Here is a 12,810-nt window from a genome sequence, read left to right on the forward strand (position 1 = left end):
CCAAGAGTGTTCCGGCGCCGTTGAGCCCGGGGCTTCATTTCATTGCCACACCCATCGGAGCCGCCCGCGACATAACCCTGCGCGCCCTCGACATGCTGCGCGCAGCCGACGTTCTGGCGGCCGAGGATACGCGCAGCCTGCGGCACCTGATGGAGATCCACGGCGTGCCGCTGAACGGGCGTCAGGTGCTCGCCTATCATGACCATAACGGCGCCGCGATGCGCCCGAAAATCCTCGCAGCCCTGGAGGCGGGGAAATCGGTGGTCTACGCCTCCGAGGCGGGCACGCCGCTGGTCGCCGATCCGGGCTATCAGCTTGGCCGCGCGGTGATCGAAGCCGGGCTGCCGCTCTATAGCGCGCCGGGCCCCTCGGCGGTGCTGACGGCGCTGACCCTGTCGGGCCTGCCGACGGATCGCTTCCTCTTCGCGGGGTTTGCCCCGAACAGCAAAGGCGCGCGACGCAACTGGCTCGCGGAATTCAAGGAAATTCCGGCGACGCTGGTTTTCTATGAAAGCCCCAAACGCATTAGGGAAATGTTAGCTGACGCGGCCCATAGTCTGGGAAAAGAGAGACAAGCGGCGCTGTGCCGGGAGTTGACGAAACGCTTCGAAGAGGTCCGCCGGGGAACGCTGGAAGAGCTTGCGGAAAGCGTGGCCGAGGCGCCGGTCAAGGGCGAGATCGTCGTCGTGGTCGACAGGCCGCACGCGGTCGAGATCGACGACGCGGAGCTGGAGCGGCGGTTGAGCGCCGCGCTTGATCGGGAGTCGCTTCGCGACGCGGTCGATGCTGTCGCAGGGGCGACCGGGTTGCCGCGGCGCAAGGTCTATCAGGCCGCTTTGGCCATGGAGAAAAAGAGATGAGTGGATCGCTGTCGTATCATTCGGGTCTCGCCGCCGAAGAGCAGGTGATGCTGCATTACGAGCGGGCAGGGCGCGCGGTCTCGGAACATCGTTGGCGGGGCAAATATGGCGGTGAAATCGATCTGATCGCCCGCGATGGCGATACCCTGATCTTCGTCGAGGTGAAGAAATCGCGCAGCCATGCCCGCGCCGCGGAACGTCTCTCGCAGCGCCAGATGCGCCGGATATGCATTTCGGTCGAAGAATACCTGATGCGACATCCCGCTCCGGCAAACTGCAATCGCAAGGTCCGGTTCGATCTCGCTCTGGTCAATGAGATCGGGGAGATCAAGGTGCTGGAGAACGCCTATTTCGGAATGTGACCGGCCCGTGGGTTGAGGTTGCATCCAGACGCGCCACATTGCATCAAGATTGCAGTCTAATGAGGGGGCGCGGATGGGATTGAAAGTTGCGATCCAGATGGATCCGATCGAAGCGGTCAATATCGAGGCTGACAGCACGTTTAGGATCGCCGAAGAGGCGCAGGCGCGTGGGCACGAGCTTTTCTACTACACGCCGGGCCGCCTGATCTACCGCGAGGGGCACGTCTATGCACGTGGCTGGCCTCTGGTGGTGCGGCGTGAGAAGGGCAACCACTTCACGCTGGGCGAAGAGACCGAGGTCGATCTGGGCGACTGGGATGTGGTTTGGCTGCGGCAGGACCCGCCCTTCGATATGGGCTATATCACGACGACCCATCTATTGGAGCGGATTCATCCCGAGACGCTGGTCGTCAACGATCCGTTCTGGGTCCGTAATTCGCCCGAGAAGCTTCTCGTTCTGGATTTCCCTGACCTGACGCCGCCGACATTGATCGCGCGCGATCTGGAGGCCATTCGTGCCTTCAAGGCGGAGCATGGCGATATCATTCTCAAGCCGCTCTACGGCAATGGCGGGGCGGGAGTGTTCCGGCTCGATCCGAACGATCGCAACCTGTCGTCGCTGCACGAGCTGTTCATCGGCATCAACAACGAGCCTCTGATCGCGCAGAAATTCCTGCCTGCCGTTTCGAAGGGCGACAAGCGGATCATTCTCGTCGATGGCGAGCCGGTGGGCGCGATCAACCGGGTGCCGGCTGCGGGCGAGACGCGGTCGAACATGCATGTCGGTGGACGGCCCGAGAAAGTCGAGCTGACCGCGCGTGATCGCGAAATCTGCGAGCGGATCGGCCCGTATCTGCGTGAGAAGGGTCAGATTTTCGTTGGTATCGACGTGATCGGCGACTGGCTGACCGAAATCAACGTCACTTCGCCGACGGGCATTCAGGAGCTTGAGCGGTTCGACGGCGTAAATATCACCGCCCGCATCTGGGAGGCGATCGAAGCGAAACGGAGCTGATATGTCGATCCGGCTGGTCTTTCTCAATCTTTGGCTGCACAGCATCGCGAAACCGATGGTGCGACGGTTCCACGGGGCTGCGCAAACGCGGCGCGCGACGGAGAGATTGGCCAGCTGGGTCGTGCGCGAGCCGACCGGGCTCTGCCGTCTGCCGACCAAGCTGGCCGGGCGCAATGCGCTGTCGCTGCGCGCGGGGCGGTCCTCGGTCGGGCGCATCATTCTCTATCTTCATGGCGGCGGTTACGTCACCGGCTCCCCGTGGATGTATCGCGGGCTGGCGGGGCGCTTGGCGAAGCTGAGCGGTCTCGAGGTGGTCGTGCCGGATTACCGCCTCGCGCCCGAGGCGCCGGTCGGTGCGGCGCTCGAGGATGCGACCGCAGCTTTCGATGCGCTGGTGGAGATGGGGTACGACCCGGGCGCGATCGTGATCGCGGGCGACAGCGCGGGCGGCGGTCTGACACTGGCGCTTCTGAGCGTCCTGTGCCAGCGCGGCACGCCGCCTGCCGGGGCGATTACCTTCTGCCCGTGGACGGACCTGACCTGTTCGGGCGAGAGCCTCCGCGTCAATGCCGCGAAAGACGCGATGCTGCCGGTCGAACGGCTTGGCGATACCTGCGAGATGGTGCTGCGCGGGCATGACGCGCGCGATCCGCGCTTTTCACCGCTTTTCGCGGAGTTCCCCGATCCGCCCCCAGTGCTGATCCAGCATTCGATGGGGGAGATTCTGAGCGACGATGCGCTGCGCATGGCAGAGCGGCTGCGCAGTTTCGACGCGGATGTCACGGTGCAAAGCTGGCCCGACGCGCCGCATGTCTGGCAATTCTTCGACGGTAGGGTGCCCGAGGCGCGCGAGGCACTGGAGGATGCGGCGGCGGCGGCGCGCCGGATGCTCAACCTGCCACGGCGCTGAGCCGATAGCTCAACGCTTCGGCGATATGAGGCTGGCGCACGTGCTCGGCATGGTCGAGATCGGCGATGGTGCGCGCGACCCGAAGAACCCGGTGGTAGCCGCGCGCCGACAGTCCGACCCGCTCCGCCATCCGGGCCAGTAAATCTCGCCCCTGCGCATCCGGCGTCGCGATGTCTTCCAGTAGCTGCCCTTCGGCTTCGGCATTGACGCGAATTGCGGGGTGATCCGCGAAGCGCTGGGCCTGCCGCTCGCGCGCTTCCGCGACGCGGGCCGCGACTTCGGCGGAGCTGTCGCCGGAGGCTGGCAGATCGAGATCAGCGTAGCGCACCGGGGGCACCTCGATGCGCAGGTCGAACCGATCCATCAGAGGTCCTGAAATCCGCCCCAGATAGTCGTCGCCGCAACCGGGCGCGCGGGCGCAGGCGCGCTCGGCATCGCCGAGATATCCGCATTTGCATGGGTTCGCCGCCGCGATCAGCAGGAAGCGGCAGGGGTAGCGCGTATGAGCATTGGCGCGTGAGACGACGACCTCGCCGGTCTCGATCGGCTGGCGCAGGGTTTCCAGCACGGCGCGGGGGAATTCGGGGAATTCGTCCATGAACAGCACGCCGTTATGGGCGAGGCTGACTTCGCCGGGGCGGGCGCCACGCCCGCCGCCGATCATCGCGGCCATCGAAGCGGTGTGATGCGGCTCGCGAAAGGGACGGGTGCGCGAGATGCCACCCTCGGCCAGCAGCCCCGACAGCGATTGGATCATCGAGGTTTCCAGCATCTCCTCGGGGCGCATTTCGGGCAGGATCGAGGGCAGGCGCGCGGCCAGCATGGATTTGCCCGAGCCGGGCGTGCCGATCATCATCAGGTGGTGGCGACCGGCAGCGGCGATCTCCAGCGCGCGTTTGGCTCGCTCCTGACCCTTCACATCACGCAGGTCGCGCGGATGCGGCGCGTCGCGGACGAGACCCGGACGGGCGGGCTCCAGCGGCAGGCGACCGCTGAGGTGGTCGATTGCGGCGCCGAGCGTCTCCGGCGCCGTCACCTCGGCCGCGCCGACCCAGGCCGCCTCTGCGCCCGAGCCCTTCGGGCAGATCAGCCCCTTGTCCTGCGCGGCGGCCGCCATCGCAGCGGGCAGGGCACCCGTGACCGGCAGGAGCCGCCCGTCGAGCGACAGCTCCCCCACGGCGACCAGCGCCTCGATCCGGTCGCGCGGCACGACCCCGATCGCGCCCAGCAGCGCCAGCGCGATGGGCAGGTCGAAATGCGAGCCCTCTTTCGGCAGGTCTGCAGGCGAGAGGTTCACGGTGATCTTCTGCATCGGCAGCGCGATCCCCAGCGCGCCGAGCGCCGCGCGCACCCGTTCGCGCGCCTCGGACACGGCCTTGTCGGGCAGGCCGACGACCGCGAAGCCGGGCATGCCTTCGGAGAGCGCGCATTGCACCTCCACGAGGCGGGCCTCCACCCCCTCGAACGCGACCGTATAGCTCTGGCTGACCATCGGCTCTCCTGCGCCTCTTCCCCGAGGGGTAGCGCAGCCGTGGTTTAGGAATGGTTAACGGGTGTAGGGACAGGAGCCGCATCCTTCGCCCCTCGACTCGGAGACGAATGCGCCGCTCGAAACATCAGTGGAAATAGAGGGATAAAGGTGCAATTCCTGCATATCTGCACAGCCATCGCTTCAGTTTCGCGCACAAGATCAACATGTTGCGTTACAGCCGCTCAAGTGTCCGTGAGCACGCTTATGATATGCGGTGCTCAAGAAGGAGTGATGGCCTTCCCGTAGCGGCATGAATTTCTTCCATTTTTCGCTTGAAAACGTCGTCAAGTGCGCCACGCGCACAAAGTTTCAGGCAAAATTCAACATTTCCGTGAGGAACCAAAACATGTCATTCGCATTGGGTGGGCAAAGCAGCCACCCAATTCAAGGTTGCGCCGGTTTGGGCTGGACACCCCAGGGAGATTGTAAATGGCACTCGATGGTATGACCGATGAAACCCTGCCACGCCAAGCAATGCGGGCAGAGTTCCTGGATGCAGAAACCGAAGCAGAACTGGCGCGAGCGTGGCGCGATAATAGGGACGAACAGGCGCTGCACCGGCTTGTGACGGCCTACATGCGCCTCGCGATCTCGATGGCCTCGAAGTTCCGCCGCTACGGCGCGCCCATGAACGATCTGATCCAAGAAGCCTCACTTGGTCTGATGAAAGCCGCCGACAAGTTCGACCCGGAACGCGGCGTGCGGTTCTCGACCTACGCGGTGTGGTGGATAAAAGCCTCGATCCAGGAATTCGTGATGCGCAACTGGTCGATGGTGCGCACCGGGTCCACCTCTTCGCAAAAAGCGCTGTTCTTCAACATGCGCCGCGTTCAGGCTCAGCTGACCCGCGAAGCGCAGCAAGAGGGCGAACAGCTCGATGCGATGCAGCTGCGTCAGCGCGTGGCCGAAGTGATCGGCGTGCCGCTCGCAGATGTCGAGATGATGGAGGGCCGCCTGTCCGGGTCCGACTTCTCGCTCAATGCCACGCAGTCCAGCGAAGACGAAGGCCGCGAATGGGTCGATACGCTGGAAGATGACGGCGCGAGCCCTGAGGAAACCGTGGCCGACAGCCATGACGGTCAGACGATGAAAGTCTGGCTGGGCGAGGCGATGGGCCGTCTGACAGACCGCGAAGCCTATATCGTCCGCGAGCGTCGTCTGATCGAAGATCCGCGCACTTTGGAAAGCCTCGGTGAAGAGTTGGGGCTTTCGAAAGAGCGTATTCGTCAGCTCGAAGCGCAGGCTTTCGGCAAGATGCGCAAATCGCTTGAAACCCATCAGGGCGAGGTGCAAAGCTTCTTCGTATGAAGAAGTTTCTTGCCGCGCTCTGCCTGCTGTCTCTGACAAGTCCCGCCTTTGGTGCGGAAATATCGCCCGCCCAGCTGGATACGCTGTCGGGCGATATTGTCGTTCTGGGAGAGATTCACGACAACCCGACCCATCACCTCAATCAGGCGCGTGCGATCAAGGCGCTGAAGCCAACCGCCGTGGTGTTCGAGCAATTGACGCCCGAGCAGGCGGCGAAGATCACGCCGGCGCTTTTGAAGGATGAGGGCGCGTTGGAAAAGGCGCTGGACTGGGACAATTCGGGCTGGCCCGATTTCGCAATCTACTATCTGATTTTCGCAGCTTTGGGCGATGCCAAGGTCTATGGCGCCGCGCAGCCGCGCGAGACCGTACGCGCCGCGATGACCAAGCCGCTGCCGGAAGTGTTCGGAAAGGACGCCGCACGCTACGGGCTCGATCAAGCCTATCCAGAAGACCTGCAGGCCAAGCTGGAAGCGGAGTCGCAAGAGGATCACTGCAACGCGCTGCCGCCCGATCTGCTGCCCGGCATGGTCGCGGCGCAACGCTTCCGCGATGCGGCCTTCGCGCGGGTGGCGCTCGAGGCGCTGAAGGAGACCGGCGGGCCGGTCGCGGTCATCACCGGATCTGGCCATGCGAAGACCGACCTCGCCGTGCCCGCGCTTCTGCGCAAAGCCGACCCGGACGCGAAGGTCGTGGCGATCGGTCAGATCGAGGCGGAGCCGGGCACCGATCCCGGCAAGCAGCCCTTTGATGACTGGATCATCACGCCCCCGACCGAGCGCGCCGATCCCTGCGCCGCGTTCAAGTGATCCTTGCGCCAATGCGCCCCGGCGCTTAGACCATCTGAGAGAGTTTCACGGAGAGGCAAATGCTTGCGGGCAAACGCATCCTGTTGATCATCGGCGGCGGTATCGCAGCCTTCAAGGCACCCGAGCTGATCCGTTTGCTGCGCGGGGCGGGGGCCTCGGTGAGCCCGGTCCTGACCAAGGCCGGGGCTGAGTTCGTGACGCCGCTCACCGTCTCCTCGCTCGCGGGCGAGGCGGTTCATTCCGACCTCTTCGATCTGACGCATGAGTCCGAGATCGGTCATATTCAGCTGTCGCGTGCCGCCGATCTGGTAGTCGTCGTGGCCGCCACCGCCGATCTGATGGCGAAGATGGCGCAAGGTCTGGCCAATGACCTCGCCTCGACCTTGCTGCTGGCGACCGACAAGCGCGTGCTGATCGCGCCTGCGATGAATGTGCGGATGTGGGAGCACCCGGCAACGCAGCGCAATATCGCGACGCTGAAATCCGATGGCGTGATCTTTGCTGGCCCGACCGAGGGCGACATGGCCTGTGGCGAGTTCGGCGAGGGCCGGATGATCGAACCCGAGGCAATCCTCGCCGCCATCGACGCCGCGCTGTCGGACGGTCCTCTAAAGGGCCGCCATGTCCTCGTGACGTCCGGGCCCACCCATGAGCCGATCGACCCGGTGCGCTATATCGCGAACCGCTCGTCGGGCGCACAGGGCACGGCGATTGCCGCGGCGCTGCGGGACCTCGGCGCGACTGTCACCTTCGTCACCGGTCCCGCGACGATCGCGCCGCCTGCGGGCGTGCGGGTGATCAAGGTCGAGACCGCGCGCGAGATGCTGGACGCGGTGCAGACCGCGCTGCCCGCTGAGGCCGCGATCTTCGCTGCCGCCGTGGCCGATTGGCGTGTGGCGAACGCGGCCGAGCGGAAGATGAAGAAGGACGGCACCGGCGCGCCGCCCGCGCTCGAATTCGCCGAGAACCCCGACATCCTCGCCACCGTCTCGAAGATGGGCGAAGGGCGGCCGGGTCTAGTGGTGGGCTTCGCCGCCGAGACCCATGACGTCGCGCGGTTCGCGGCCGACAAACGCGCCCGCAAGGGCTGCGACTGGATCGTCGCCAATGACGTGAGCCCCGCGACCGGGATCATGGGCGGGACCGAGAACGCGGTGACGATAATCGACGAGACCGGCGCGGAAAGCTGGGACCGGATGGACAAGCAAGAGGTCGCGCGGCGGTTGGCTGCGCGCATCGCACGAAGCTTGGGCGCGGCTGGCGCCTGAGGGACGCTCCGCGGGGGATATTTGGACCAAGCCGAAACGAAGCGCGCCTCTTTCGGCTTGGTCCAAATATCCCCGCCGGAGGCATCAGCATTTGACGCCCGCGCGACATCGGGCAGGAGAGGGACACGTGAGCATACCGATCATCAAGGTTCTGCGCGAAGACTGGGCCGATCCCGAGATTGCGCTGCCGCGCTACGAGACCCACGGCGCCGCCGGGGCTGATCTGCGCGCCAATCTCACCGCCGAGGATCGCGAGGGCGGCATCACGCTCGCCCCGATGCAGCGCGCGATTATCCCGACGGGGCTGCGCGTCGAGATTCCCGAAGGGTTCGAGATGCAGATCCGGCCGCGCTCGGGGCTGGCGCTGAAACACGGGATCAGCCTGCCCAACACGCCCGGCACGATCGACGCCGATTATCGCGGGCCGCTTGGGGTGCTGCTGATCAATCTCGGCACCGAGCCCTACCTGATCGAGCATGGTGCCCGCATCGCGCAGGCGATCGTCGCCCCGGTGGTGCAGGCGCGCTTCGAGGTCACGGACGCTCTGGGCGACACCGCGCGGGGCGCAGGCGGGTTCGGCTCGACCGGGAAGGTCTGAGCGATGCTCGGACTGGTTCTGATGGCGGCGATCGTGGGGCTCGGGCTGGTGCTCAAGGCTTCGGCGCGTGCGATCTTCGGGATGCTCGTGCTGATCTGGGCGGCCTTGGTGATCGCGCATCTGCCGATCCCCGGGTTCGGGCCGTTGGGGCGCGTTCTGGGCGGTTCGCTTGCGGGTTGGATCGGCCTCGGCGTCGTCGTCGCGCTGGTCATGATCTATCGCCGGATGCTCGGGGCGATCCGCGCGAAGGCCGAGGCGAAGGAGCCCGAGGCGCCCGCGCCCAAACCGGGCAGCTTTTCCGAGGCCGAACTGGATCGCTATGCGCGCCACATCATGCTGCGCGAGATCGGCGGGCCGGGGCAGAAGCGTCTCAAGCAGGCAAAGGTTCTGGTGGTTGGGGCCGGGGGGCTGGGTTCGCCAGCGCTTCTCTATCTCGCCGCGGCCGGGGTCGGGCGGATCGGCGTCGTCGATGACGATATCGTCTCGAATTCCAACCTGCAGCGGCAGGTGATCCATCGCGATGCCGATCTCGGGATGCCCAAGGTCTTCTCCGCGCAAAAGGCGATGCTGGCGCTCAACCCGCATATCGAGGTGCTGCCCTATAACCGTCGCCTGAGCGCCGAGGATGCCGAAGGGCTGATCGCGGAGTATGACCTCGTCCTCGACGGGACCGACAATTTCGACACGCGCTATCTGGTGAATGCGGCCTGCGTGGCGACCGGAACGCCGCTGATTTCCGGCGCGATCACGCAATGGGAAGGGCAGCTGTCGCTGTACGATCCGGCGAAGGATGCGCCCTGCTATGCCTGCGTCTTCCCCGAAGCGCCTGCCGCCGGGCTTGCGCCGAGCTGTGCCGAGGCGGGCGTGGTGGGCGCGCTGCCGGGCGTGGTGGGCTCGATGATGGCGACCGAGGCGATCAAGGAGATCACCGGCGCGGGCCAATCCGCGCGTGGGCGGCTGATGATCTATGATGCGCTCTGGGGCGAGAGCCGTCAGTTCGGCGTGAAACGGCGTGCCGATTGCGCGGTTTGCGGAGAAGTTCACGGGGCGGGGGATGGTCAATCCTGAGCACGCGCCCTAGCTTGCGATGCAAAGGAGACCCGCCATGACCAACCCGCTTCTCGCCGACTGGACCGGCCCCTACGAACTCCCGCCCTTCGCGCAAATTTCCGACGCCGATTTTGCGCCTGCGTTCGACGCGGCGCTGGCCGAGGCGCGTGCCAATATCGCGGCGATCGCGGACTCGCCCGACGCCCCGACATTCGCCAATACGATCGAGGCGATGGAGCTGGCGGAAGAGGCGCTCGAGAAGGTCGCGGGCGTGTTCTACAACCTCGCCGGTGCCGATGCGACGTCAGCGCGGCAGGAGCTGATGCGCGATCTGGCGCCGAAGCTCGCCGCGTTTTCCTCCGAGATCACGATGAACACCGCGCTGTTCGCCCGGATCGATACGCTTTGGCAGAGCCGCGAGAGTCTTGGACTTGGCCCGGAGCAAGCGCGGCTTCTGGAGCAATATTACCAGATGTTCACCCGGTCGGGCGCGGCGCTGGAAGGGGACGCGGCCGAACGGATGCGTGAGATCAAGCAGCGCTTCGCCTCGATCACCACGCAGTTCAGTCAGAACCTGCTGGCCGACGAGAGCGGCTGGTTCCGCCCGCTGGCCGAGGACGAGCTGGAAGGTTTGCCTGACTTCGTGATCGACACTGCCCGCGCGGCGGGTAAGGAGCGCGGGCAGGACGGCCCGGTGCTGACGCTCTCGCGCTCGCTGATCGTGCCTTTCCTGCAATTCTCGCCCAATCGCGAATTGCGGCGGATTGCCTACGAGGCCTGGACCTCGCGCGGGGCGAATGGCGGCGAGACCGACAATCGCGAGATCGCCGCCGAGGTGCTGAAGCTGCGCGAGGAGCGTGCGAAGCTTCTGGGGTACGAGAGCTTCGCCGCCTACAAGCTGGAGCCCGAGATGGCCAAGACGCCCGAGGCCGTGCGCGGCCTTCTCATGCGCGTCTGGGAGCCTGCGAAGGCCGCCGCTGAGGCGGATGCCGCGAAGCTGGCCGAGATGATGCATGCCGACGGGATCAATGGCGATCTGGAGCCGTGGGACTGGCGCTACTATGCCGAGAAACGTCGCGTGGCCGAGCATGATTTCGACGAGGGGCAGATCAAGCCCTACCTGTCACTCGACGCGATGATCGGGGCGGCCTTCGACACGGCGAACCGCCTCTTCGGGCTGGAGTTCAAGGAAATCGACGGGCCGTTCTACCACGCGGACGTGCGCGGCTGGGAAGTCTCGCGCGGGGGCGAAGTGCTGGCCGTGTTCCTGGGCGATTATTTCGCGCGTGGCTCGAAACGCTCGGGGGCGTGGTGCTCGGCGATGCGCTCACAGCGCAAGCTGGGCGGTGCGCCGGTGCCGATCGTGGTCAATGTGTGCAACTTTGCCAAGGGCGATCCGGCGCTGCTCAGCCATGACGACGCGCGCACGCTGTTCCATGAATTCGGCCATGCGCTGCACCAGATGCTGTCGGATGTGACCTATCAGTTCCTCTCGGGCACCTCGGTCGCGCGCGATTTCGTGGAACTCCCGAGCCAGCTTTACGAGCATTGGCTCGACGTGCCCGAGACGCTGGAAAAACACGCGCGCCATTACAAGACCGGCGAGCCGATGCCGATGGAGCTGCGCGAGAAGCTGAAAGGGGCCGCCACCTTCGATCAGGGTTTCTCGACGGTGGAATATCTGGGCTCGGCGCTGGTCGATCTGGCCTTCCACGAGAGCGCAGCCCCCGAAGATCCGATGGCGAAACAGGCCGAGGTGCTGCGCGAGATCGGCATGCCGCATGCGATCCGGATGCGCCACGCGACGCCGCATTTCGCCCATGTCTTCTCGGGCGACGGCTATTCCTCTGGTTATTACAGCTACATGTGGTCCGAGGTGATGGATGCCGATGCGTTCGAAGCCTTCGAGGAGGCAGGCGACGTGTTCGATCCGGAAACGGCGGCGAAGCTCGAACGCTTCGTGCTGTCGGCAGGCAATTCGCGGCCGCCGGAGGAGCTTTACACCGAGTTCCGGGGCAAGATGCCCGGGGTGGAGCCGCTTCTCAAGGGCCGCGGGCTGCTTGATCCGGCCGCCTGAGCGGGTGGTGATGCCGTAGCCTCCGGCGGGGATATTTAATGCAGTTGGAAGCAGGACGATCTGCCTTCCTCTTGGCCAAAATATCCCGGGGGGCGGCGCAAGCCGTGGGGGCAGCGCCCCCTCCGCGCTCAGCCCCGATAGACGTCCTTGTGGATGATGACGTCGGCCTGCGGATAGGCTTCGACGATGGCGCGTTTGAGCGCGGCGCCGATGTCATGGGCCTCTTCCAGCGTTTGGTCGCCATCGAGTTCGATATGCAGATTCACGAAGATCTGCGCGCCTGCCGTCCTGGTCTTGAGATCGTGGAAGCCGCGCACGCCGGGCCAGTCGCGGGCGATCTTGGCGATGCCTTCGATCACGTCGTCAGGGGCCGCGCGGTCCATCAGCGCGTGCCATGCGCCAATGAAGATCTTTGCCGCGCCGGCTAGCATGATCGCCGCGGCGATCAGGGCGACGATGCTGTCCACGTCGCCCCAACCGAACGCATGTGACAGCCAGAGCGCGAGGATCGCGCCCAGTGTCGGCAGCAGATCGCCCACATAGTGCAGCCGGTCGGCGGCGACGACCTTGTTGCCGGTCTTGCGCGCCACGCGGCCCTGCCACCAGATCAGGCCGAAGGTGATCGCCGCAGAGGCGACCATGACCGCGATCCCAACACCTTCGGCGGCAAGCGGGGGCGGGGTCGGGGCCAGCAGGCGCTGAACGCCGGTGATGCCGATCGTGATGCCCGCGCCCAGCACGATCAGCGCCTGACCGAGGGCTGCGAGGTCTTCGGCCGAGCTATGCCCGAAGGCGTGATCGTCATCGGCGGGCTTCGCGGCATAGAGAATCGCCAGCAGCCCCGCGCCCGAGATCAACAGGTCCACCGCGCTGTCGGCGAGCGAGGCGCCCACGGAGAGCGCGCCCGTCTGCCATAGCGCCCAGGCCTTGATCGCCACGAGCAGTGCTGCGGTGCCGACCGAGGCCAGACCCGCCGAGGTGTTCATCCGGTGTTCGTTTTCGCTATAGGCCATCGCTGCCGT

Annotated in this window: 12 protein-coding genes; 10 read left to right on the plus strand and 2 right to left on the minus strand. The window is 65.5% G+C overall.

The features are described from left to right. The first annotated feature begins 20 nt into the window (after positions 1–20). The 4 genes from rsmI (at position 21) to F8R15_RS04105 (ending at position 3,147) form a co-directional block, all read left to right on the plus strand. On the plus strand, positions 21–860 hold the full coding sequence (gene rsmI, locus F8R15_RS04090; protein WP_253732381.1) for a 16S rRNA (cytidine(1402)-2'-O)-methyltransferase: 840 nt from the start codon (positions 21–23) through the stop codon (positions 858–860). Then, positions 857–1,222, plus strand: coding sequence for a YraN family protein (locus F8R15_RS04095; protein ID WP_078604728.1), 366 nt, complete (start codon positions 857–859; stop codon positions 1,220–1,222). The genes rsmI and F8R15_RS04095 overlap by 4 nt, the downstream gene beginning before the upstream one ends. A 73-nt stretch (positions 1,223–1,295) precedes the next feature. Further along, positions 1,296–2,237, plus strand: a complete 942-nt coding sequence (gene gshB / locus F8R15_RS04100) for a glutathione synthase (protein ID WP_078600258.1) — start codon at positions 1,296–1,298, stop codon at positions 2,235–2,237. A gap of 1 nt (position 2,238) precedes the next feature. Further along, complete coding sequence (locus tag F8R15_RS04105) at positions 2,239–3,147, plus strand: alpha/beta hydrolase (RefSeq protein ID WP_152843674.1); 909 nt, start codon at positions 2,239–2,241, stop codon at positions 3,145–3,147. On the opposite strand, the gene F8R15_RS04110 is transcribed toward F8R15_RS04105, so the two are convergent. After that, on the minus strand, positions 3,128–4,639 hold the full coding sequence (locus F8R15_RS04110; protein WP_152843675.1) for a YifB family Mg chelatase-like AAA ATPase: 1,512 nt from the start codon (positions 4,637–4,639) through the stop codon (positions 3,128–3,130). The two genes, F8R15_RS04105 and F8R15_RS04110, sit on opposite strands and share 20 nt — an antisense overlap. A 468-nt stretch (positions 4,640–5,107) precedes the next feature. Here F8R15_RS04110 and F8R15_RS04115 point away from each other — a divergent pair, with 468 nt between their 5' ends. From F8R15_RS04115 to F8R15_RS04140, 6 genes are all read left to right on the plus strand, one after another. Next, positions 5,108–5,986, plus strand: a complete 879-nt coding sequence (locus F8R15_RS04115) for an RNA polymerase factor sigma-32 (RefSeq protein ID WP_152843676.1) — start codon at positions 5,108–5,110, stop codon at positions 5,984–5,986. Continuing rightward, entirely contained in the window at positions 5,983–6,795 is an 813-nt protein-coding gene (locus tag F8R15_RS04120) for a ChaN family lipoprotein (protein ID WP_152843677.1), read from the plus strand. The genes F8R15_RS04115 and F8R15_RS04120 overlap by 4 nt, the downstream gene beginning before the upstream one ends. A 59-nt stretch (positions 6,796–6,854) precedes the next feature. Then, positions 6,855–8,063, plus strand: coding sequence for a bifunctional phosphopantothenoylcysteine decarboxylase/phosphopantothenate--cysteine ligase CoaBC (coaBC, locus tag F8R15_RS04125; RefSeq protein WP_152843678.1), 1,209 nt, complete (start codon positions 6,855–6,857; stop codon positions 8,061–8,063). Positions 8,064–8,196: 133 nt separating this feature from the next. Then, positions 8,197–8,661, plus strand: a complete 465-nt coding sequence (dut, locus tag F8R15_RS04130; RefSeq protein WP_368731004.1) for a dUTP diphosphatase — start codon at positions 8,197–8,199, stop codon at positions 8,659–8,661. 3 nt (positions 8,662–8,664) lie between these two features. Continuing rightward, positions 8,665–9,729, plus strand: coding sequence for a HesA/MoeB/ThiF family protein (locus F8R15_RS04135; protein ID WP_152843679.1), 1,065 nt, complete (start codon positions 8,665–8,667; stop codon positions 9,727–9,729). A gap of 37 nt (positions 9,730–9,766) precedes the next feature. After that, positions 9,767–11,788 (plus strand): M3 family metallopeptidase, encoded by a 2,022-nt coding sequence (locus F8R15_RS04140; RefSeq protein ID WP_152843680.1) that lies wholly within the window; start codon positions 9,767–9,769, stop codon positions 11,786–11,788. A gap of 128 nt (positions 11,789–11,916) precedes the next feature. Here the strand turns inward: F8R15_RS04140 and F8R15_RS04145 are convergent, their stop codons facing one another. After that, positions 11,917–12,801 (minus strand): cation diffusion facilitator family transporter, encoded by an 885-nt coding sequence (locus F8R15_RS04145; RefSeq protein WP_078569933.1) that lies wholly within the window; start codon positions 12,799–12,801, stop codon positions 11,917–11,919. Positions 12,802–12,810: the final 9 nt, after the last annotated feature.

Origin of the sequence: Thioclava sp. JE_KL1 (genome assembly GCF_009296265.1) — a bacterium.
In the GTDB taxonomy this organism is placed as follows: Bacteria; Pseudomonadota; Alphaproteobacteria; order Rhodobacterales; family Rhodobacteraceae; genus Thioclava.